At 60.7% G+C, this 21340-nt stretch carries 16 protein-coding genes and 1 other RNA gene; 7 read left to right on the forward strand and 10 right to left on the reverse strand.

Going from position 1 to position 21340, the window contains the following annotated elements:
• Positions 1-218: 218 nt before the first annotated feature.
• Complete coding sequence (locus HGP16_RS30330) at positions 219-2684, reverse strand: ATP-dependent helicase (RefSeq protein ID WP_168843656.1); 2466 nt, start codon at positions 2682-2684, stop codon at positions 219-221.
• A gap of 361 nt (positions 2685-3045) precedes the next feature.
• Between HGP16_RS30330 and HGP16_RS30335 the strand changes: the two genes are divergently transcribed.
• The 4 genes from HGP16_RS30335 (at position 3046) to HGP16_RS30350 (ending at position 9470) form a co-directional block, all read left to right on the forward strand.
• Positions 3046-4212, forward strand: a complete 1167-nt coding sequence (locus tag HGP16_RS30335) for an efflux RND transporter periplasmic adaptor subunit (protein ID WP_168843657.1) — start codon at positions 3046-3048, stop codon at positions 4210-4212.
• Positions 4209-7364 (forward strand): efflux RND transporter permease subunit, encoded by a 3156-nt coding sequence (locus HGP16_RS30340; protein ID WP_168843658.1) that lies wholly within the window; start codon positions 4209-4211, stop codon positions 7362-7364. The genes HGP16_RS30335 and HGP16_RS30340 overlap by 4 nt, the downstream gene beginning before the upstream one ends.
• Before the next feature lie 274 nt (positions 7365-7638).
• Entirely contained in the window at positions 7639-8613 is a 975-nt protein-coding gene (locus tag HGP16_RS30345) for a flagellin (RefSeq protein ID WP_168843692.1), read from the forward strand.
• A 188-nt stretch (positions 8614-8801) separates the two neighbouring features.
• Entirely contained in the window at positions 8802-9470 is a 669-nt protein-coding gene (locus tag HGP16_RS30350; protein WP_168843659.1) for an OmpA family protein, read from the forward strand.
• A 59-nt stretch (positions 9471-9529) separates the two neighbouring features.
• Here HGP16_RS30350 and HGP16_RS30355 read toward each other — a convergent pair whose 3' ends face one another.
• A complete protein-coding gene (locus HGP16_RS30355) occupies positions 9530-9937 on the reverse strand; it encodes a DUF2000 family protein (protein WP_168843660.1) in 408 nt (135 codons plus the stop codon).
• Positions 9938-9951: 14 nt separating this feature from the next.
• Between HGP16_RS30355 and HGP16_RS30360 the strand changes: the two genes are divergently transcribed.
• The gene (locus HGP16_RS30360) at positions 9952-10839 is read left to right on the forward strand and encodes an AraC family transcriptional regulator (RefSeq protein ID WP_409526871.1); all 888 of its coding nucleotides are present in this window, start codon (positions 9952-9954) and stop codon (positions 10837-10839) included.
• A gap of 13 nt (positions 10840-10852) precedes the next feature.
• Here the strand turns inward: HGP16_RS30360 and HGP16_RS30365 are convergent, their stop codons facing one another.
• The 4 genes from HGP16_RS30365 to HGP16_RS30380 form a co-directional block, all read right to left on the reverse strand.
• Positions 10853-11578 (reverse strand): amino acid ABC transporter ATP-binding protein, encoded by a 726-nt coding sequence (locus tag HGP16_RS30365; protein WP_168843662.1) that lies wholly within the window; start codon positions 11576-11578, stop codon positions 10853-10855.
• Complete coding sequence (locus tag HGP16_RS30370; protein ID WP_168843663.1) at positions 11556-12215, reverse strand: amino acid ABC transporter permease; 660 nt, start codon at positions 12213-12215, stop codon at positions 11556-11558. Before HGP16_RS30370 ends, HGP16_RS30365 begins: the two co-directional genes overlap by 23 nt.
• Complete coding sequence (locus HGP16_RS30375; RefSeq protein ID WP_168843664.1) at positions 12212-12883, reverse strand: amino acid ABC transporter permease; 672 nt, start codon at positions 12881-12883, stop codon at positions 12212-12214. The genes HGP16_RS30370 and HGP16_RS30375 overlap by 4 nt, the downstream gene beginning before the upstream one ends.
• A gap of 64 nt (positions 12884-12947) precedes the next feature.
• On the reverse strand, positions 12948-13718 hold the full coding sequence (locus HGP16_RS30380) for a transporter substrate-binding domain-containing protein (RefSeq protein ID WP_409526872.1): 771 nt from the start codon (positions 13716-13718) through the stop codon (positions 12948-12950).
• Positions 13719-14038: 320 nt separating this feature from the next.
• On the opposite strand from HGP16_RS30380, the gene HGP16_RS30385 reads away from it, so the two are divergent.
• Positions 14039-15451, forward strand: a complete 1413-nt coding sequence (locus HGP16_RS30385) for an FAD-binding oxidoreductase (protein WP_168843666.1) — start codon at positions 14039-14041, stop codon at positions 15449-15451.
• 247 nt (positions 15452-15698) lie between these two features.
• The gene (locus HGP16_RS30390) at positions 15699-19436 is read left to right on the forward strand and encodes an AsmA family protein (protein ID WP_168843667.1); all 3738 of its coding nucleotides are present in this window, start codon (positions 15699-15701) and stop codon (positions 19434-19436) included.
• A 186-nt stretch (positions 19437-19622) separates the two neighbouring features.
• On the opposite strand, the gene HGP16_RS30395 is transcribed toward HGP16_RS30390, so the two are convergent.
• From HGP16_RS30395 to ssrA, 4 genes are all read right to left on the reverse strand, one after another.
• Entirely contained in the window at positions 19623-19835 is a 213-nt protein-coding gene (locus tag HGP16_RS30395) for a ribbon-helix-helix domain-containing protein (protein ID WP_041677915.1), read from the reverse strand.
• 105 nt (positions 19836-19940) lie between these two features.
• Positions 19941-20135, reverse strand: a complete 195-nt coding sequence (locus HGP16_RS30400) for a DUF4169 family protein (RefSeq protein WP_168843668.1) — start codon at positions 20133-20135, stop codon at positions 19941-19943.
• A gap of 48 nt (positions 20136-20183) precedes the next feature.
• Positions 20184-20693 carry an SspB family protein gene (locus HGP16_RS30405; protein WP_168843693.1) on the reverse strand — a complete coding sequence of 170 codons (510 nt, stop codon included), beginning with the start codon at positions 20691-20693 and terminating at the stop codon, positions 20184-20186.
• 118 nt (positions 20694-20811) lie between these two features.
• Positions 20812-21182, reverse strand: a transfer-messenger RNA (tmRNA) gene (gene ssrA, locus HGP16_RS30410).
• Positions 21183-21340 lie beyond the last annotated feature (158 nt).

Here is a 21340-nt window from a genome sequence, read left to right on the forward strand (position 1 = left end):
TGATAGCCGTCAAGAGCTATGGATGGTGGATGACCTATGGTTGGCAAAGAATGGGGTTCGCGTTTGCCACCCTGCCATACCCCACACTCCGTCATCCTCGGGTCAAGCCCGAGGATGACGGAGTGTGTGGGAGAGAAGGAGAGCCACAATCAACCAAGTCTTCGCGGATGCATTGGGGCCGCCCCTCTTATCCCAAGCGAGATAATCGGCCTCGCCGATCAAACCCTCTCCACAAACCCGTCCAGCACCCGCTTCTGCCCGGCGCGGTCGAATTCGATGGTCAGCTTGTTGCCCTCGATCTCGGAGACATTGCCGTTGCCGAACTTGATGTGGAAGACGCGGTCGCCGATGGCGAATTTGGAGGGTTCGGAGGAGGTGGATTTGGCCACCAGCTCACCGTCGATGGTGCGCACCTTCGGGCCGCTTTCGCCGTAGCCGATGCGCTCGACGGCGTGGCCGGAGCGGCTGCCCCAGTTGTCGCGGGTCGCATCGTTGCGATTTGCCTGGGCGCGCTTCCAGCCGGGGGTGGAATAGGAATTGGCGAAGGGATCGGCCTTGTCGAAGCGTGACTGGCCGTAGCCGCCGCGGCCATATCCGCCGTAGGACTGCTCGACCTCGGCAACCTGAACATGCGTTTCCGGCAGTTCGTCGAGGAAGCGGGACGGAATAGTCGATTGCCAGAGGCCATGGATGCGGCGGTTGGAGACGAACCAGATGTGGCAACGGCGCTTGGCGCGGGTAATCCCGACATAGGCGAGGCGGCGCTCTTCCTCCAGGCCGGCGCGGCCGTTTTCGTCGAGCGAGCGCTGATGCGGAAACAGGCCTTCCTCCCAGCCGGGCAGGAACACCGTATCGAATTCCAAACCCTTGGCGGAGTGCAGCGTCATGATCGAAACGGCGTCGAGATTTTCGTTCTGCTCGGCATCCATGACAAGCGAGACGTGCTCGAGGAAGCCGCGCATGGATTCGAAACTATCCATGGAGCGGACGAGTTCCTTGAGGTTTTCCAGGCGTCCCGGCGCTTCCGCCGATTTGTCGTTCTTCCACATGTCCGTATAGCCGGACTCTTCAAGGATCTGCTCGGCAAGCTCGGTATGGGGCGTGTTTTCAAGCAGGCCCTGCCAGCGGCGGAAGGATTGCACGACATCGAACAGCGCCTTGCGCGCCTTCGGCTTCATCTCGTCCGTCTCGATGATATCCGCTGCTGCCGCCAGCATCGGGATATCGCGAGCACGGGCGTAATCGTGCAGGGCGCGGACCGTGGTGTCGCCCAAACCGCGCTTCGGCGTATTGACGATGCGTTCGAAGGCGAGATCGTCAGCCGGCTGGCAGACGAGGCGGAAATAGGCCATGGCATCGCGGATTTCGAGGCGCTCGTAGAAGCGCGGGCCGCCGACGACGCGATAATTCAGGCCGAGCGTGACGAAACGGTCTTCGAACTCGCGCATCTGGAAAGACGCGCGCACGAGGATCGAGATGTCGTTCAGATTATGCTTGTTGCGCTGAAGCTGCTCGATCTCTTCGCCGATCGCGCGCGCTTCCTCCTCGGAATCCCAGGAGGCGTGCACTTGCACCTTAATGTCGTCGGGGTCTGAGCGATCGGTGAACAGCGTCTTGCCGAGCCGGCCCTCGTTATGGGCGATCAGATGCGCGGCGGCACCGAGAATATGCTCCGTCGAGCGGTAGTTGCGCTCGAGCTTGATGACCTTGGCGCCGGGAAAATCCTTCTCGAAGCGCAGGATGTTGTCCACTTCGGCACCGCGCCAGCCATAGATCGACTGGTCATCATCGCCGACGCAACAGACGTTCTGTGGCTCGCCCTTCTGTCGCTGGGCTAGCAGGCGAAGCCACATATATTGCGCCGTATTGGTGTCCTGATACTCATCGACCAGGATGTAGCGGAAGCGCTGGTGATAATCCTTCAGAATATCAGGATTTTGCCGGAACATATTGATCGGATGCAGCAAAAGATCGCCGAAGTCGCAGGCGTTCAGCGTCTTCAGGCGGTTCTGATAGGCACTGTAGAGTTCGCGGCCCTTGCCGTTGGCGAAGGCCCGCGCATCGCCTTCCGGAATATCGGCGGGGCTGAGCCCCTTGTTCTTCCAGGTGTCGATCATCCCGGCGAACTGCTTGGCCGGCCAGCGCTTGTCGTCCAGGCCCTCGGCCTGGATCAACTGCTTGATCAGGCGGATGACATCGTCCGTATCGAGAATGGTGAAGCTGGAAGAAAGGCCGACCAGCTCGGAATGGCGGCGCAAAAGCTTGACGCCGATCGAATGGAAGGTGCCGAGCCAGGGCATGCCTTCGACCGCACCGCCGACGAGCAGCGCGATGCGTTCCTTCATCTCGCGGGCCGCCTTGTTGGTGAAGGTGACGGCGAGGATCTGGCTGGGGAAGGCGCGGTTGGTGGACAGGATATGGGCGATGCGGGTCGTCAGCACGCGCGTCTTACCGGTGCCGGCACCGGCAAGCACCAGAACGGGGCCGTCAAGCGTCTCGACTGCTTCCGTCTGTTCCGAGTTGAGGCCTGCGAGATAATCCGGCCGGCGGCCGCTGTCGCGCGCCGCCATGGCGCGGGCGGCAATACCGCCGCCGGTGCCGCCGGCAGCCGGCGCTGAACGGCGCGGCGCAGTGTGCTCCGGCTCCTCGTCAAAGAAGGGAATATCGTCATGTCCAATGGTCATGCGGCCCAATGTAATGATTCTACCCCGAAAGGCAAAAGAAACGGGCCGAAACTAGAACAAAAAGTGCACATTCACAGGGCATAGTGCTCGCTTGAGGGCCGTCTTCCATATCGGAATCGATCAGCCGGTGCGCCGGTGAAACGTCCCGTTGTCGATCCCAAGATTACAACTTTGTCATAATCAGCGGCAAAACTTGCCGCATATGCTCAAAACACGATATTGCAGCAAATCGGGCACAATCTTGCATTATAGAGCCGCCTGATCAGAATTTGGCCCCGGTAAGTGCGCTGGGTGTGTAGGGGCCGTACAAAAACCAACGACGCGATTTCATCGCCTCTGACACAATGAGCCGGAGACGTGCATGACCGCCTGGAAGCAGCTTTTCTTGTCTTTTCTCTTGCTGGCGGCAGGCATTGTTGCCGTCGTGGCTCTTGTGCCCAGCGCCGCCGGTCTGTTGCAGAAGGTCGGTATTCCCGAGACGATTGTGGCGGCAATCACGCGCGACCAAGATGCCAAGGCGGAGAAGAGCGGCGACACGGCCAATGACGGCGCGCGGCGCGGCCGGAATGTACCGCTTGTCGTGACGGAAGCCGTCGTCAGCGGCGTCGTCAACGATCGCCTCAGCGCGATCGGCACGGGTGACGCCATCCGTTCGGTCGTCGTCATGCCGCAGGCGGCTGGCACGATCCGGGAAATCCTCATCAAGTCCGGTGACAGGGTCAAGCAGGGCCAAGTGCTGGCGCGTCTCGACGACGACGAGCAGATCATCGCCCGCGGCCAGGCGGAGGTGGCGCTGAAGAGCGCGGCCGAGAAATCCCAACTCTACCGCAACATCAAGTCCAGCGTGTCGCGCATCGATGTTTTCGATGCGGAGATCGCCGAGCAGGGCGCGAAGCTGGCGCTGCAATCGGCGGAGCTGGCGCTGAAGCGCCGCGATATCGTCGCGCCGATAGACGGCATCGTCGGCATCGTGCCCGTTGTCGTCGGTGACAATGTGACGACGACGACCAATATCGTGATGTTGGACGATCGCTCGGAAATCCTGGTGGATTACTGGGTGCCGGAGCGCTTCGCCAACACTGTGAAGGTCGATCAGCCGGTGGAAGCGACCTCGGTCGCGCTGCCGGGACGCGTCTTCTCGGGCGCTGTCGAGGCGGTCGACAATCGCGTCGACGGCGCCAGCCGGACGCTGCGCGTGCGCGCCCGCATCGATAATGCCTCCGACGAATTGCGCGCCGGCATGTCTTTCAATGTCGGCATGCGCTTTTCCGGCGAAACCTATCCTTCCGTCGATCCGCTGGCGGTGCAATGGGATGGTGCCGGTGCGCATGTCTGGCGCGTCGTCGATGGCAAGTCCTCGAAGGTGCGCGTCAGCATCGTGCAGCGCAATCCGGATGCGGTGCTGGTCAGGGGCGAACTCTGCAATGGTGATCTCATCGTCATCGAGGGATTGCAGCGCATGACGGAAGGCGGCGACGTTCGCTTTGCCCGTGATGTCGCCGAGGCCAGGGAGGTCATCACTCAATGATGACGCAGGGCGATGACACTGCGGATGCCGGCTCGACTGCCGCCAAGCAATCCTTCATGGCGCTGTTCGTGCGCCGGCCCATCCTGGCGCTGGTCTTCAACACGTTGATGGTCGTTGCCGGCCTTGCCGCCTATTTCGGTGTTGAGGTGCGCGAGCTGCCCGATGTTGACCGTCCCGTCGTGACTGTTCGAACTATGTTCGATGGCGCATCGCCGCAGACGGTGGATCAGGAGCTGACGAAAATCATCGAAGGGGCCGTTGCCCGCGTCAGCGGCCTGAAATCGGTCTCTTCCAGCTCGTCCTTCGGTCAGAGCAGGGTGACGCTTGAATTTTCCGATGCGACCGATCTTTCGGTTGCGGCCAACGATGTCCGAGATGCCATCGGCCGCATCACCGAACAATTGCCTGATCAGGCGGACGCGCCGCAGATCGTCAAGGCGGATTCGGATTCGCAACCGATCATGCGCCTTGCCGTCACCTCCAGTACGATGACGATGGACGACCTGACGCAGCTCGTCGACAAGGAGATCACCGACCGGCTGGCCTCCGTCGAAGGCGTCGCCGATGTCGAGCTTTACGGCGATCAGGAGAAAATCTTCCGCATCGACGTCGACCAGGCTGCCCTCGCCAGCCGAGGCCTCACGATCGGCGATCTGACGACGGCGCTTGCGACCGCCGCGCTCGATGTGCCGGCGGGATCGCTGAAGAGCGCCCGACAGAATATCGTCGTGCGAGCGACGGCCGCATTGCAGACGCCGGAGGATTTCTCCCGGCTGATCATCAGGAATCGCGTGCGGCTCTCCGATGTCGCGACCGTGACGCTCGGGCCGAGAGACGGCACGACTGCGCTGCGCTCGAACGGCGTGCAGGGCGTCGGCCTCGGCATCATCCGCCAGGCGCAATCGAATACGCTGAATATTTCCGAAGGCGTCAAAGCCGTCGTTGTGCAACTGTCGAAATCGCTGCCCGAAGGCACGCGCATCGTCGTCACCAGCGATGACGCCCAGTTCATTCAGGGAGCGATCCACGAGGTCGTGTTGGCGCTTGTCCTGTCGGCGCTGATCGTCACGGTGGTCATCTATCTCTTCCTGCGCGACTGGCGGGCGACGTTGATCCCGGTCGTCACCATGCCGGTGGCGCTGATCGGCACGCTTGCCGCGCTCTATATGGTCGGCTTCTCGGTCAATATCCTGACGCTGCTCGCAATCGTGCTTGCGACGGGCCTCGTGGTCGACGACGCCATCGTCGTGCTTGAGAACATTGTGCGGCGCAGGGCGGAGAAGATCGGGCCGCGCGCGGCTGCCGTGCTCGGCGCGCGCGAGGTCTTCTTCGCCGTGATTGCGACGACGGCAACGCTTGCCGCCGTGTTCATTCCGCTGTCTTTCCTGCCGGGACAGGTGGGGGGCCTTTTCCGCGAATTCGGCTTCGTGCTCGCCTTCTCCGTCGGGCTGTCCTCGATCGTGGCGCTGACGCTCTGCCCGATGCTTGCCTCGCGCATGCTGACCAAGGAAATGCGCGAGGAACACGGAGTGCTCGGCCGTTTCGGCGAGCTTTTTGCCGGCGTCTATCGCCGCACGCTCCGGGCCTGTCTCAACGCACCGCTTATCGTCATCGTTTTCTGCGTGATGTTTTCGGCCGCCGCCGTTCTGGCCTTCGTGAATGTCAAAAGCGAGCTGACGCCAAGCGAGGATCGCGCTATGGTCATGCTGCGTCTCACCACGCCGCAGGGAGCTGGCCTCGATTATACGAAGGATCAGCTGCAGCGTGTCGAGGAGCGTCTGCAGCCGCTGATGGATAGCGGCGATATCCGCAATATCTACGCAATCTCGGGCATGAACAGCCAGAAGAACAGCGGCTTCATGGTCTTGACCCTCGCGCCATGGAGCGAGCGCTATCGCACGCAGCAGGACATCGTCACCGATATCAACCGTGCCATGGCCGGCGTGCCGGCGCTTCGCGGCAATGTCATCCAGGCCAACAGCCTTCGCATCCGCGGCGCCGGCAGCGGCGTGCAGATGGCCCTCATCGGAAACAATCACGAGGCGCTGACCGAGGCGGCTCTCAAGCTCGTTCAGGAGCTCGACAAGACGGGGCAGTTCGACACACCGCGGCTCAACAACGAGCCGACGCAGGCCCAGGTCTCCGTCACCATCGATCGGGAGCGGGCGTCCGATCTCGGTATCGATATATCGGGGCTTTCGATGGCGCTGCAGTCGTTGCTCGAGGGGCGCTCCGTCGTCGACGTTTTCGTCGCAGGTGAATCCTATCCGGTGCTGCTGACCTCGACGATGCGGCCGATCGACGATCCGACAGATCTCGAAAACGTCTATCTGAAGACCGGCGACGGCAAGATCGTGCCGATGTCGGTCATCGCATCGCTGAAAGAGAATGCCGTCGCGCCGCAATTGACCCGTGAGCAGCAACTGGCCTCGGTTGCGATCACCGCCGGTCTCAAGAGCGGCATGTCGCTCGGACAAGCTGTCGAGGAAATCACGCGGGTCGCTACACCGCTGTTGCCGCCCGGCGCGCGGTTGATGCCGCTCGCCGAAGCCGCGACACTCGAGGAGAATTCCAGCGGCATGGCACTCACTTTCGGCTTTGCCATCGTCATCATCTTCCTGGTGCTTGCGGCGCAGTTCGAAAGCGTGCTGTCGTCGCTGATCATCATGTCGACGGTGCCGCTCGGCCTCGCCTGCGCTGTCTTCGCGCTGGTCATCACAGGATCGAGCCTCAACATCTACAGCCAGATCGGCCTGGTGCTGCTTGTCGGCGTGATGGCGAAGAACGGCATCCTGATCGTCGAATTCGCCAACCAGCTTCGCGACAAGGGCGAGAGCGTGCGTGAGGCGATCGAAAAAGCCTGTGCGCTGCGTCTGCGTCCGGTCATGATGACGATGATCGCGACCATCCTCGGCGGCGTGCCGCTTGTCTTTGCGGAAGGCGCGGGCGCGGAAGCGCGCATTGCGCTTGGCTGGGTAATCGTCGGCGGCCTTGGTTTTGCGACGCTGGTCACGCTTTACATCACGCCGGTCGCCTACCTCCTGATTGCCCGCTTTGCAAAGCCGCAGACGCATGAGGAGCAGCGTCTGCACGACGAAATGTCCGATGCGGCGCTGCGTTCGAAGCTGACCAATCTTCGCGCGGCGGAATAGGCAGGTTGCGCCCGTACAGGCGTTGCGCTTATTTATGGTAAATTAGGCGTTTCGTTTAGCGCTTTTTTAAGCATGTTTGCTAATCATAGCGATATGTAACCGCTGGAGCGAAGGTGTTGTTTTGCCTTGCTCCCCGTTCGCCGACACGCTCGGCCCGCGCGCATGAGCGCTCGCGGCAAGGTTCCAATGTCTCCTTGTATTTGTTGCGTATTGTTGCGTCCGGAGTTCATGTGCCGTGAGTATTTTTTCGACCTTCATCAGGGTCAGTCCCTCTATGAACACAGCACTGGAAGTGCTGAGGGATACCAAGACCAAATTGACCAATGCCGAGCGGCAGATGTCATCAGGCCTGCGGGTGCAGTCAGTCAAAGACGACGCCACATACTGGAAAATCTCGACTTTGACGCATACCGACGTCGGGGCCATCTCGTCGGTGCAGGATGCGCTCGGTCTTGCCGTCTCGACCGTCAGCACCGCTTCCACAGGCGTGAGCAGTGCAATCGACGTCGTGACCGAAATCAGGACGAAGCTTGTCAGCGCCTATGAAACCAGTGTCGACAAGACGAAGCTCAACGACGAGCTTACCCAGCTGAAAGAGCAGTTGCGCAGCGTCGGGGAGTCGGCGACCTTCAATGGCGTCAACTGGACCGTACTGCAGGACGGAGCGGACCCCACCGCGCCACATGAGGTTCCTGGATCCCTCATTCGCGGTACGAACGGAACCATCACGATCGGCATGCTGAATTATGAAGGCGTAAGTTCGACGACCGGCCCCATCACCTCGAGCGATGCGCGTTACCTGATAGACGATCAGTCAAGCGGCACCGGCGGTTACGGCGTCCTGACCTCGACGGCCTTTGCGACCGAGGCCGGCGCTGCGAAAAACTACGTGCTGCTCAACAGCAAGAACGGCAACACCAGCGGCCAGGTGGAGATCTCGCTCGATGCGAATACGACGCAAGGCTCTATCGCCGACATGGTCAACACCGTGACGGGAATGCTGAACCAGCTCCAGACGATCGGATCCGCCTTCGGTTCACTCGAATCGCGCATCAATCTCCAAACCGAGTTCGCCAAGAACCTCAGCGATTCCTTGACCAGCGGTGTCGGCAAGCTCGTGGATGCCGATATGGAGCAGCAGTCGAGTAAGGTTCTGGCGCTGCAGGCCCAGCAGCAGCTCGGATTGCAATCGCTCTCGATTGCCAATGCGAGCTACAATACGGTTCTGCAGCTCTTCAAGAGCTTTTGATTTCCGATGGGGTCCGGAGGAGCCGTGTTGATGGACGGCTTCTCATATCCGGATTTCAATCGGCTTCATCAAAAGCTTCCTTCCCGCCCTATGCACAGGGGATAATGGTCCGAATAAGATTCCTCTTCATGATATCGCCTTAATGCTTCATATCTGCTGCGGCCATCGAACCGGAGAGCGACGATTCCATGATCAAGAAAATTGCCATTCTTGCCCTAGCGGCAGCCTTTTTGAACGCATGCACCACCACCGATCCCTATACGGGTGAGCAGAAAGTCTCCAATACCGCCGGCGGTGCAGCGCTCGGTGCCGGTGTCGGCGCCGTTGCCGGTCTTCTGATCGGCCATTCGCCGGCCTCACGCCGCAATGCCGCGCTGATCGGCGCTGGCGTCGGTGCGCTCGCAGGCGCCGGTATCGGCAACTACATGGACCAGCAGGAATCCGAACTGCGTGCGCAGCTGCAGGGCACCGGCGTTTCGGTGACCCGCGCCGGCGACCGCATCATCCTGAACATGCCGTCGGCGATCACCTTTGACATCGACCAGGATGCGATCAAGCCGGAGTTCTTCTCGACACTGAATTCCGTCGCGATCGTTCTGCGCAAGTTCAACCGCACCCTCATCGACGTCAACGGACATACGGATTCGACCGGCAGCCTGCAGCATAATCAGGATCTGTCCGAACGCCGCGCCGGATCGGTTGCCTCCTACCTCGGCAGCCAGGGCATCGACCAGCGCCGCATGTCGGCCATCGGCTTCGGCCCGTCGCAGCCGGTCGCATCGAATGCGAGCGAGGCTGGCCGCGCCCAGAACCGCCGCGTCGAAATCCAGATCGCGCCGATCACGCAGAACGGATAAGTCTTTTTCGACGACGACGGCCGGGTCTCACGATCCGGCCGTTTTTATTGTATGACAGATCACGCGTGCATGCTGGCGCCCTTGGTGATCTTGTCGACAATTTTCTTTTCGCCGCGCAGCGCGATGCCCACCACCTTGGCGTCCTCCGGCGCGAATTCGGAGAAGACTGCGCGATTGGCGACGTCATGGCCGGTTGAAAACATTTCCTCGATGAAGATGGAAGAAGTAACGCCACGCTCCAGCGAACGGCGATGAATGGCGGCAATGTTCTCCGGCTCAGCCGAAAGCACGATAATGGGCTGGATCGACAAAGCATTGTAGACGTTGCCGGTGCGATCGCGATAGGGTTCGCCGATGATATCGGGATATTGTCCGGCTATGCCTGTCGACAGGAAGGCAGTTACATTCAGCTTCTGCCAGGATTGAAGATCGCTTCGCAGCACGATCGCGATTTTGGTATCGAACATCGGTGGTCACTTTCATGCAGTCTGGGAATGGGACGTTGCGCGAGGATGTAACCGGACAGATCTTCGAGGGTCTTGAACGTTTGTGCGTGGCGCCCGACGCCAACCGCATCCTGTCCGCGCCGGCCTATCCGGGCATCGAGCGCATTCAGGCTCAGTTTCGGGGTGATGCATTCGAACTGCACCGGCACGACACCTATGCGCTCGGCGTCACCATGCGGGGCGTGCAGACGTTCCGTTACCGCGGTGAACAGCGCTACAGCCTGCCGGGACGGGTAATCATCCTTCATCCGGACGAGCTGCATGACGGCGGGGCGGCGACCGAGGACGGGCTCGTCTATCGCATGCTGTATCTGGAACCTTCGGTGCTGTTTCAATGTCTGGAGGCGGCGCGGATCGGTCTGCCTTTCGTCGATGATCCGATCGTGAGGGATGATCGGCTTGCCGGGTTGTTGCTAGCGGCGCTCGGCGAGCTTGATCGTAAGCTGGACGACCTCTTCGTCGATGATTTCCTCTCTCGACTGACCGATGGCCTCGTCCAGCATGCCCGCCTGCCGCAGCGGCCATTGGGCAGCATTGCCTGGGGGCAGGTGAAAACTGCACGGGACTATCTCGAAGAGCATGTCACGCGCGGCGTGCGCTCTCAGGAACTGGAGCGCATCACGGGACTTGACCGTTTTGCGCTGGCACGGCATTTCCGCGCCGCGTTTGCCACCAGTCCGCACCGCTTCTTGCTGATGCGGCGGCTGCAGCAGGCAAAGGCGATGATCGGCGCGGGCGAGCCGATCGCGGAGGTTGCCGCCGCGACCGGATTTGCCGACCAGAGCCATCTGACCCGGCATTTCAAGAAAGCGTTCGGCATCGCGCCGGGTGCCTGGAACAATATGGTGCAGAGAGCCGGGTAGCGCCTGCCGGCCGTCAATGAACGCCGAGGAACTGCCTGAGTTCCGGCGTCCGGGGATTGGCAAAGACTTCGCCGGGTTGGCCAATTTCGTGTACGCGGCCCTGGTGCATGAAAACCACGCGCGAGCAGACGTCACGAGCGAATTTCATCTCATGCGTCACCATCAGCAGCGTCATGCCTTCGCCCGCCAGCTCGCGCACGACGGCGAGAACTTCCGCCACCAGTTCCGGATCCAGCGCGGAGGTAATTTCATCGCAGAGAAGTGCGATCGGCTGCATGGCAAGCGCTCTTGCGATGGCGACGCGCTGCTGCTGGCCGCCGGAGAGTTCATCCGGATAGGCATCGAACTTGTGCCCGAGGCCGACGCGATCGAGCATCCGCCGCGCCATCGCCTCGGCGTCGGCCTTGGCGGTCTTCTTGACGACCATCTGCGACAGCATGACGTTGCGTCCCGCGCTCAGATGCGGGAAGAGATTGAATTGCTGGAAGATCATCCCGACCTTTAGCCGGAGCGCCTTCAGGTGCAGGTCGTCAGGCAAAAGCTGTGCGCCGGCCACGGAAATCGAGCCGTCATTGATCGTTTCCAGCCCGTTGATGCAGCGCAGCAGCGTCGATTTTCCCGAACCGCTCTTACCGATGATGGCGATGACTTCGCCGGGCTCGACATCGAGATTGATGCCTTTGAGGACTTCATTGGCGCCGAAGCTCTTGTGGACTTCAGTGATTTCGATGAGCGACATTGAGCTTCCTCTCCAGGATCTGGCTGCTTTTCGACAGCGGCCAGCACAGGGCGAAATAGATGAGCGCGACGAAGCCATAGACAGTGAACGGCTGGAAGGTCGCATTGGTGATGACGGTGCCGGCCTTGGACAGTTCGACAAAGCCGATGATGGAGGTCAGGGCCGTGCCCTTGACCACCTGCACGGAGAAGCCGACGGTCGGCGGCACGGCGATGCGCAGCGCCTGGGGCAAGATGACGTAGCGCATCTGCTGCAGATAGCCCATGCCGAGACTGGCCGAGGCCTCCCATTGCCCCTTAGCGACGGCCTCGACGCAGCCGCGCCAGATTTCGATCAGAAAGGCCGATGACCAGAGGGTGAGTGCGGCGCCCGCGGCAAGCCATGCCGGCACGTCGATGCCGAACAATCCGAGGCCGAAGAAGGCAAGGAAGAGCTGCATCAGCAGCGGCGTGCCCTGAAATAGCTCGACAAAGTATTTGACCGCGATGCGGCCGGCCCTGGCCTTTCCGATGCGCAAAAACAGCAGGATCGCGCCCACGATGGCGCCCCCGGCGAAGGAGACAAGCGACAGCAATAGCGTCCAGCGTGCGGCCAGAAGCAGGCCGCGCAGGATATCCCATGTGGTGAACTGGATCATTGGCGGGTCCTGCGTGGAAAGATCAGCATCCCCACGGCCGCGAGTGCCTGTCGGAGTAGGATCGCCAGCACGAGGTAGATCGCCGTGGAGGCAAAATAGGCTTCGAAGGCGCGGAACGAGCGCGACTGGATGAAGTTTGCCGCGAAGGTCAGATCTTCGGCAGCGATCTGCGAGACGACCGAGGAGCCGAGCATGACGATGACGACCTGGGATGACAGCGCCGGCCAGATGCGCTGCAAGGATGGCGCGAGGACGACGTGTCGGAAGGTTTCGAACTTGGTCATGGCAAGGCTGTCGCCGGCTTCGAACTGACCGCGCGGCGTCGCCTGGATGCCGGCTCGGATGATCTCGCAGCTATAGGCGCCGAGATTGATGATCATCGCGAGATTGGCGGCCGTCATCTCGTTCATCTGAACGCCGATGCCGGGCAGGCCGAAGAAAATGAAGAAGAGCTGGATCAGAAACGGCGTGTTGCGGATCAGCTCGACATAGGCAGCGACGAAGGGTTTCAGCCAGCGCGGACCGAGCGCGCGCGCCCAGGCGCAGGCTATCCCGAGCAGAATGCCGAACACGGCACCGATCAGGGTCAATTCCACCGTGACGAAAACGCCCTTGATTAGGGCTGGATAATAGTCGGCGAGCCAGCCGAAGTCGAAATGATAGCGCATGAGGTAAAGCCTTGCCGGGGACCGACTGCATCGCCCGCTGACGGTGAAGTCGGCCGCGCCTTCATCAGAAGCCAGCCGGCAGGTCGGCGCCCAGCCATTTCTGCGATATCTTGTTCAGCGTTCCATCGGCCTTGGCTGCGGCGATGATCTCATCGACCTTTTTCTGCAGGGCCGGTTCGTTCTTGCTGAGCCCGATGTAGCAGGGGGAGTTGGTGACGAGGAATTTCATCTCCGGCTTCTTCGGCGGGTTCTTGGCGAGAATGGCCGCGGCGACAACGTTACCGGTCGCGACCAGCTGGACCTGCCCGGACAGGAAGGCGGAGATGGTGCCGTTATTGTCCTCGTAGCGCTTGATCGTGGCGTCCTGCGGCGCGACCTTTGTCAACGCCAGATCCTCGATTGCGCCGCGGGTGACGCCGATCGTCTTGCCGGAAAGGTCTTCCGGCTTGGCGGCGGCGACGTCGCCCGGACCGAAGACGCCATTGAAGAAGGGTGCGTAAGGATCGGAAAAATCGATGACCGCCTGGCGCTCGGCATTCTTGCCCAGGCTCGAAATCACCAGGTCGACCTTGTTCGTCTGCAGGTAGGGGATGCGGTTGGCGCTGGTGACCGGTACGAGTTCGGTTTTCACGCCGAGCTTTTCGCCGATCAGATTGGCCATATCGATATCATAACCCATCGGCGTCATGTCCGGGCCGACGCTGCCAAACGGCGGGAAGTCCTGCGGGACGGCGACGCGGAGGGTGCCGCGCGAGGTTATGTCGCTCAAGGCATCCGCCCGAGCCGCGTGCGGGGAAAGCGACCCCGTCGCCAGCATCGCGATACCGAGTGCCATGAGCAATTGTCTGCGCTTCATCGAATGTCCTTCCAGTCGTGGCGTTTCAAGTCTGGAAAGCAGAAGGCAAGACCTATGCCAGTCGATGGTATATTGCTCCATCGGCTGCAGATATCGCCATGAGAGTGCTTCATCTCTCACTGCGGCCGGATCAATTGTGATTAAAAAATGAGCAATTGCTATTCCCGTGCTTGTTTGAATGCCGCCGAACCCATGCGCCGGAAATGGTTCACTTCATGACTGGACAGTTCCGCCCCAAATGCCTCATAGAACCAATAAGGGGTTAACGCCCTTGGTGACCGCGATCGGGGATACGGACTATGGTTTTGGCTGATGCAAAGGCGGGAACACGCAACGAGGCTGGCATATCGGCCGTTGTCGGCATTCTGAAGCAGACCTTCGGAGAGCGTTTCCAGACCGGTGAAAGCTTTCGCGGCCAACATGCTCACACGACGACCTATATCCCACCGCAGCTTCCTGACGGCGTGGTGTTCGCCGAAACGCGTGAAGACGTGCAGACCGTCGTCAAGGCATGCGCCGAGCATAGGGTTCCGATCATTCCATTCGGCACCGGCTCTTCGCTGGAGGGGCAGGTAAATGCACCGCAAGGCGGGATTTCCATCGATTTCAGCCGGATGAACCGCGTCCTTGAGGTCAATGCCGAGGATCTGGATTGTACGGTCGAGCCCGGCGTCACGCGTGAACAGCTTAACACCTATCTGCGCGATACCGGCCTGTTCTTCCCCATCGATCCTGGCGCCAATGCCTCGATCGGCGGCATGGCATCGACGCGCGCGTCGGGCACGAATGCCGTGCGCTACGGCACGATGAAGGACAATGTGCTGTCCTTGACCGTCGTGACCGCCAATGGCGAGGAAATCCGCACCGCCCGCCGCGCCAGAAAATCATCCGCCGGCTACGATCTAACCCGGCTCTTCGTCGGAGCGGAAGGCACGCTCGGTGTGCTGACCTCGATCACGCTGCGCCTGCAGGGCATTCCGCAGAAGATCGCCGGCGGCGCCTGCGCCTTTCCGGATGTCAAGGCGGCTTGCGATGCCGTGATCATGACGATCCAGATGGGCGTGCCCGTCGCGCGCATCGAGTTGCTGGATGCCATGCAGATGCGGGCCTGCAACCGCTATTCCGGCCTCAGCTACGATGAGAAGCCCACGCTTTTCCTCGAATTTCACGGGACGGACGAGACCGTCGAGCTGCAGTCGGCGCAATTTGCCGAGATCGCAGCCGAATGCGGCGGTGGCGAGTTTCTATGGGCTAGCAATGCGGAGGAACGCAACAAGCTCTGGAAGGCGCGTCACGACGCCTATTGGGCCTGCCGGGCGCTGGCGCCGGAGCTGGCTGCCCTGTCGACGGACGTCTGCGTACCCATCTCACGCCTTGCCGAATGCGTCGCGGAAACCCAGGCCGATATCGAAGCGCATGGCCTGCTGGCACCGATCGTCGGCCATGCCGGCGACGGCAATTTTCACGTGCTTGTCCTGTTCGATGACAAGACGCCGGAAGGGATCGCCGTGGTCGAGGATTTCGTCGCGCGCCTCAATGCGCGTGCGCTTGCCATGGATGGCACCTGCACGGGCGAACATGGGATAGGGCAGGGGAAGATGGCATTTCTCGAGCAGGAACTTGGCGATGCGGTCGATCTAATGCGCCAGATCAAGGAGTCGCTCGATCCGGATGCTATTTTCAATCCCGGCAAGATATTCCGCAGGCACTGAAAGATGGAATATTTTCATGATCTTGGCTTGCTACAGGTGCGAATGACGCTAGGCTGCAGCCGCACTTAGGCGGTTTTTTTCATGAAAAGCCACATGTATGCGCTAGATGGGGCATAGCTCTTAAAAAGAGCTGCTGTGACGGGCGGGGATCGGGTAGAACTGTGCATATTCTAGGTTATGCCGTGTATGCGCTCTGACAAGAGACATCTTGGCGGAAGTTGGGAATGAAGATTGGAGACGATACGCGTTGTTAGGTAAGGTCCTGGTTTTTCTGGGTGGATTGCTCGTGGTGGCGCTGTTCGTGGCGCTGCTTGCTCCGCTCTTCATAGACTGGACCGATTTTCGCAAGAATTTCGAGGATCAGGCGAGCCGCATCATCGGCAAGAAGGTGACCGTTCACGGCACCGTCGATGCCCGCATTCTGCCGTTTCCGTCGGTAACGCTGCACGATGTCCGCGTCGGCCAGGAAGCCGATGGGACGCCGCTGGTGCAGATAGCGGAATTCTCGATGGACGCCGAACTGGCACCTTTCCTTTCCGGCGAAGCGCTGATCTTCGATATGCGCGTATCGAAGCCGAATGTACGTCTGCGTCTGTTGAAGGATGGGACGCTCGACTGGATGCGCGGCAGCCTGCCCGAGATTCCGGCAAAATCGGTGGTGCTCGAAAGCGTCCACGTCGAAGAGGGCGATATCCTCTTCATCGACGAGCAGACGGGCCGCACCCGGCATGTCACCGGCTTCAATGCCCAAATGTCGGCGAGGTCGCTGGCCGGGCCATGGCGCATGGAAGGCGATGCGGCGCTGGACGGCGAGCATGGCAACTTCACCGTTTCCAGCAGCCAGCCCGACGACAACGGCGTCCTGCGCGTCCGCACCCGGCTGATGCCCGACCGCCATCCCGTGAATGTCGATCTCGACGGCGAGCTGAAGCTTGTCGACAGCAAGCCGGACTACATGGGCTCCTTCACGGCTGGTGTCAGTGACAAGCAGGCCCACGATTCCGCCGATCAGAAGGTGGAGCCCCGCATCAAGGGCCGGTTCGAGCTCACGAATGATCGCATTCGCGTTCCGGAATATCGCCTCGAAGTCGGCGCCGACGACGATCCCTATGTGGTAACCGGCGAGGCAACCCTGGATACGGGCTCCAAGCCGGAGTTTCTGTTGACCGCCGATGGTCAGCAGATCGACGTCAATCGGCTCGGCAGCAACAAGGGCTCCAACGGCAAGACGAACCGGAATCCGACCGTCTCCGCGCGTCAGCGCCTGAACAGTCTAATTGCGATCGCCGCCGCAGTTCCCGTGCCGCAGGTGCCGGGCAAGGCGACCTTCCGCCTGCCGGCGATCGTTGCCGGCGACACGACGATCCGCGACGTGCAGCTCGATCTCGAACCGGCGGGAACGGGGTGGAAGATCGACCATGCGATCGGTGCGCTGCCGGGACGTACGCAGGTCGAAGCCCGCGGCAATCTGATGCTGCAGGGCGAACCGAATTTCATCGGAAATCTGGTGGTCGCCTCTAACCAACCGTCGGGGCTGGCATCCTGGCTAGTGGGGTCCGTGGATCCGTCGATCCGCCAGTTGCGCCAAGCCGGTTTTTCCGCCGATGTCAGCTTGCGGCACGAAGAGCAGCGTTTCGAAAATCTGGAGATCGCCGTCGGTTCGGCGATCCTCAAGGGCCGGCTTGACCGCCAGGTGCCGAATGACAAGGACCCGCCGAGACTTGCGGTCGATCTCGCCGGCGATGCGCTCGATCTCGACGCGCTGAGGGCGCTGACCGGGCTGTTCACCGGCCAGGACAGCGACGAAACTCTGTTCGATCACCGGATCACCGCGCATCTCCAGGCCGGCAAGTTCATGGCCTTCGGCGTGCCGGCCGACAATGTCGACACGTCGTTCTCCATAGCGGGCGGCGCGCTGACACTGGACAAGCTTTCCGTGCGCAACGTCGCAGGCGCTGAAATCACCGCCACCGGCCGCGCCGACGGTGAGCCTTCGCACTATAAGGGCTCGGGCGAAATCACCTTCAAGGCCGCCGATCCCGGCCCATTTTTCGAAATGCTGCGCCAGCATCTGCCGCATCATCCCGTCATGGATCGATTGGTGCGCAACGCCGCATGGTACGGAAATACAGCGCTTCGCGGAGCGGTCACGCTTGGCGGCGACCAGGACAACGCGCTGACGGTGACGCTGGCCGGCGTCTCCAACGGCAGCCGCGTCAATTTCGATTACCGTATGTCCGATCTCTCGGCCTTCACGGGCAAGGGCACGACGACGCTCGAGGGAACGCTGGAAAACTCCGTTACGTCCATCCTCTTCGGCCAGGCCGGCCTTGATCCGCTGCCGGTCGAGGCCGATGCCAATGGCCGCCTGACGTTGAAAGTATCCGCCAACGGTACCGATCCGGCCGATGCGGCACTGACCTTTGCTACCGACAAGACCTCGTTCACGGCGAACGGCAAGGTCGACGTGCGTCCCGATACCTTCCTCAACGGCAATATTGCCCTGTCGCTCGAAAGTACCGATCTCGACCCCTATTTCGTGATGAACGGCATCGGCATCCCGCAGATGGGAGCAGGCCTGCCGGTGAAATTCCAGGCCAATGTCGCGCTGAGCCCGGACAAGATCGTATTCTCCGACATGAAGGGGTTGCTTGCCGATAACACCATGTCGGGCGTGCTTACCGTCGATCGCAAGGCGCCGAATATCAAGGCATCGGGCGAATTGTCGCTCGATAAGGCGGATTTCGGCTGGCTGGCGGAGGCGATCTATGGGCCGATCGCGGACGCGAAGACGGGGGGTCTCGACAAGGACAAGCTCGGCTTGCCGGCTTTCACCGGGCTTGATATCGGCGTCAAGCTTTCAGCCAAGCAGGTTTGGCCCGGCATATTCGGTCCCATCTCGAACTTTACCGCCAATGCCTCGTATAAGGGTGAGGAATTACGGCTCAATGATCTGGCTGGCGGCTGGAACGGCGGTACGCTGAACGGCAGCGTCATGCTTGCCAATTCCGATGGCACAGGCTTGCTGCAGGCCAAGCTCAGTCTAATCGATGGCGATTTGGCTGCCGTCGCCTGGCAGCGCGATGGCGCACCGCTCGCCAGTGGTCGTTTCGGCTTTGCCATGAACGCGGAAGCGAGCGGTAGGAGCGTTGCCGAGCTTGCGGCCAATGCCAGCGGCTCGGGAGAGCTCAAGCTTGGCGAAACGCATGTGCGCGGTCTCAATCTCTCCATCCTGTCGCCCCTGCTTTCGGCGACGGATCAGATCCAGGGCGATATCACCGCTGCCAAGGTGCTACCGATCGTGCAGACGCTGCTCAACAATGGCGAAGCGGTGCTTCCGGCCACGAGCATACCCTTCAATATTTCCGCGGGGGTGGCGCGCGCGACGAATATTGCAGCCGGCAATGATGTGGCGAAGCTCTCCGGCAATGCCGAAATGAGCCTGCCGGACGAGCGCATGCGCGGATCCCTCGGCATCGATTTCAATGCGGGAGCCGAGGCGTTGAGCGGCGCCGAGCCTGCCTTGCGTCTCGATTTTGCCGGGCCGCTCACGGCGCCGGGCCGAACGATGGATGTGACCGATGTGACCAGTTTCCTGTCGGTGCGCGCGTTCGAGCGCGAGCGCCGGCGTGTCGAGCGCTTGCAGGCCAATGTGCTCGAGAAGCAGCGGCTCCGGCGCGAGGTGGCGCTCTACAAATTTACTGTTATCGCACGAGAAGCTCAACGCCAGCGTGATGCTGCCATCGAGCAGCAGCGCCGTGCCGAGGAAATCCGCCTGCGCGATCTGGCCCGGCAGGCCGCCGCACAAAAACAGGCACAAGAAGAGGCAAGGGCCAAGCAGCAGGCGGAAGAAGAAGCAAAGGCCAGGGCGGCCGCTGAAGCCAGGACCAGGGCCGAAACGCAGCGCATCCCTGCACCCAACGGCCAGCCGCCGCAAACGAATGGCCCCTTGAATTTCAATGAGCTGCCCGGAATTGCGCAATAACATACGCCTTCGCGGGCAACGAGGGCTGCCGAACCTCCGAAGCGTCTGCGACCGTCGGGCCTAGCGAAATTCGCTGGAGTGGTTCAGCGCTTCACGGAATCGGCAAACCGCTCCATCTCTTTGTTTTATGTAATTGTTTTGTGTAATTCCGGAGGCAACGCGCTGCGCATTTTTGCGCTATGTGCTCTAGTTGCGATCCTTCAGCCATTTGAGAACGTAGAGGCGGAGTGCGGAGGAGAGGTTGCTGCCGGCCTCGCGACCGTCGTCGATCTCGGAGATCAGTGCCGCGAGCGAGGTGCCGCGCGCATTGGCAATGGCCTTCAGTTCTGTCCAGAAGGCGTCTTCCAGGGAAAAGCTTGTGCGATGGCCATGCAGCGTCGCGGAATGTTTACGGATCATCGGCGGATCGATCAAAAATCGGAAATGGTGGGATAAAGTCTGAAAGTGATTCAAAACGCGGAAGTAAGCAACTGATTTCTGAAGTTTTTTATCTCAGGACCGAAATTAGTCTTCGGTCTCCGTCGTCTCCATTCGGCCCGCTTCGTGCGTTTTCACGCTCTTCTCGTTGAGTGCTTTCGTCAGGCTCTTTTCGGTCTTGGTCCGCCCGAAGGTAACACGGTTCTGCTCTGCCTGCTTTTCCTTGACCGAGCGGGCCTGCTTCTTGCGAAACTGACGCAGATTGACGATTTCGGCGCTCATCGATCACCCATGAAATGCGAAGGGAGGCAAATGCCTCCCCATCCATGCCTACTGCTTCTTGCGGAACGCGTCGAGAGAGACGACCGATCCCGGTTTCTTTTCCTCGCCGTCCTTGGCCGCTGCCGCCGGAGCTTCCTCGCCTTCGACCGGCACCGGATAGGCGGTGATTTCGCTGGAGGAGAGTTCCTCCTCGTCGGCCAGCGGCACGTCGAACTCCAGCTCGAAGTTGACGGAGGGATCGTAGAAGCCGCGAATGGCATTGAAGGGGACGACCAGCTTTTCCGGAACGTCGGAGAAGGAGAGGCCGATCTCGAACTGGCTTTCGGTGATCTTCAGATCCCAGAACTGATGCTGGATGACGATGGTCATCTGCTCGGGATACTTCGTCTTCAGGTGCTGCGAGATGCGCACGCCGGGAGCGCCTGTCAGGAAAGTGATGAAGAAATGATGGTCACCGGGCAGGCGACCTGTGGCGCCGACCTCGGTCAACACCTTGCGGATGACTCCACGCAAGGCGTCCTGTGCCAAAATGTCGTAGCGGATATGATCCTGCCCCATGCTTTCCTGTCTTTCGTTGGCCATGTTTTTTATAGGCTTATGCCACGCTGAACGTCGCCGGAAAAGCCCTATGCGCGAGTCATCGCCTGACGATCTATAATATAGCAATGGAGAAGAAGGTGAAGGCTTCTGTTGCCAGGTGCCTTCGAACCCCGCCTAAGAGTGCGACCCCTTAGGACTTTATTTGAAGTGTCACACCGCGATTAAGCAGCGAGACGAGCTTCCGCATAGTTGTCGTTTGCAACTACAATTTTAGCCCGATAACGGCGGTACAATGCCGAGCGAAAAGTCGATCTTTACACCCTTGTCGATCCTGTTTCGCCCCCATCAAAAGCCGGTCTGACGCCAGTCTTGCCGGCCGGTTTTTGGTGGAGGCGCCGGGTACCGCCCCCGGGTCCAATAGGTTTATTACACCGCTCATTTATCGCCATAGCCGGCCCGAAGACCGGCACGGCTGATATAGTGTTTTCCGCGCGCGAAGGGAAGGGCAATTGTCATAAATGCTTCGCCGAAACATCGCTTTGCGCTGGAGGGCGCGAGATTTGCCTGAATTAAGTTTCTCTACAGTTGGTTTCGTCCCGGCTTGTCATTAAAATCGCCAGAAAGGAATCGGCCGGACACGGCGGCAATCGGCCGCTGGTGGCATC

This window comes from Rhizobium sp. P40RR-XXII (assembly GCF_012641405.1).
In the GTDB taxonomy this organism is placed as follows: domain Bacteria; phylum Pseudomonadota; class Alphaproteobacteria; order Rhizobiales; family Rhizobiaceae; genus Rhizobium.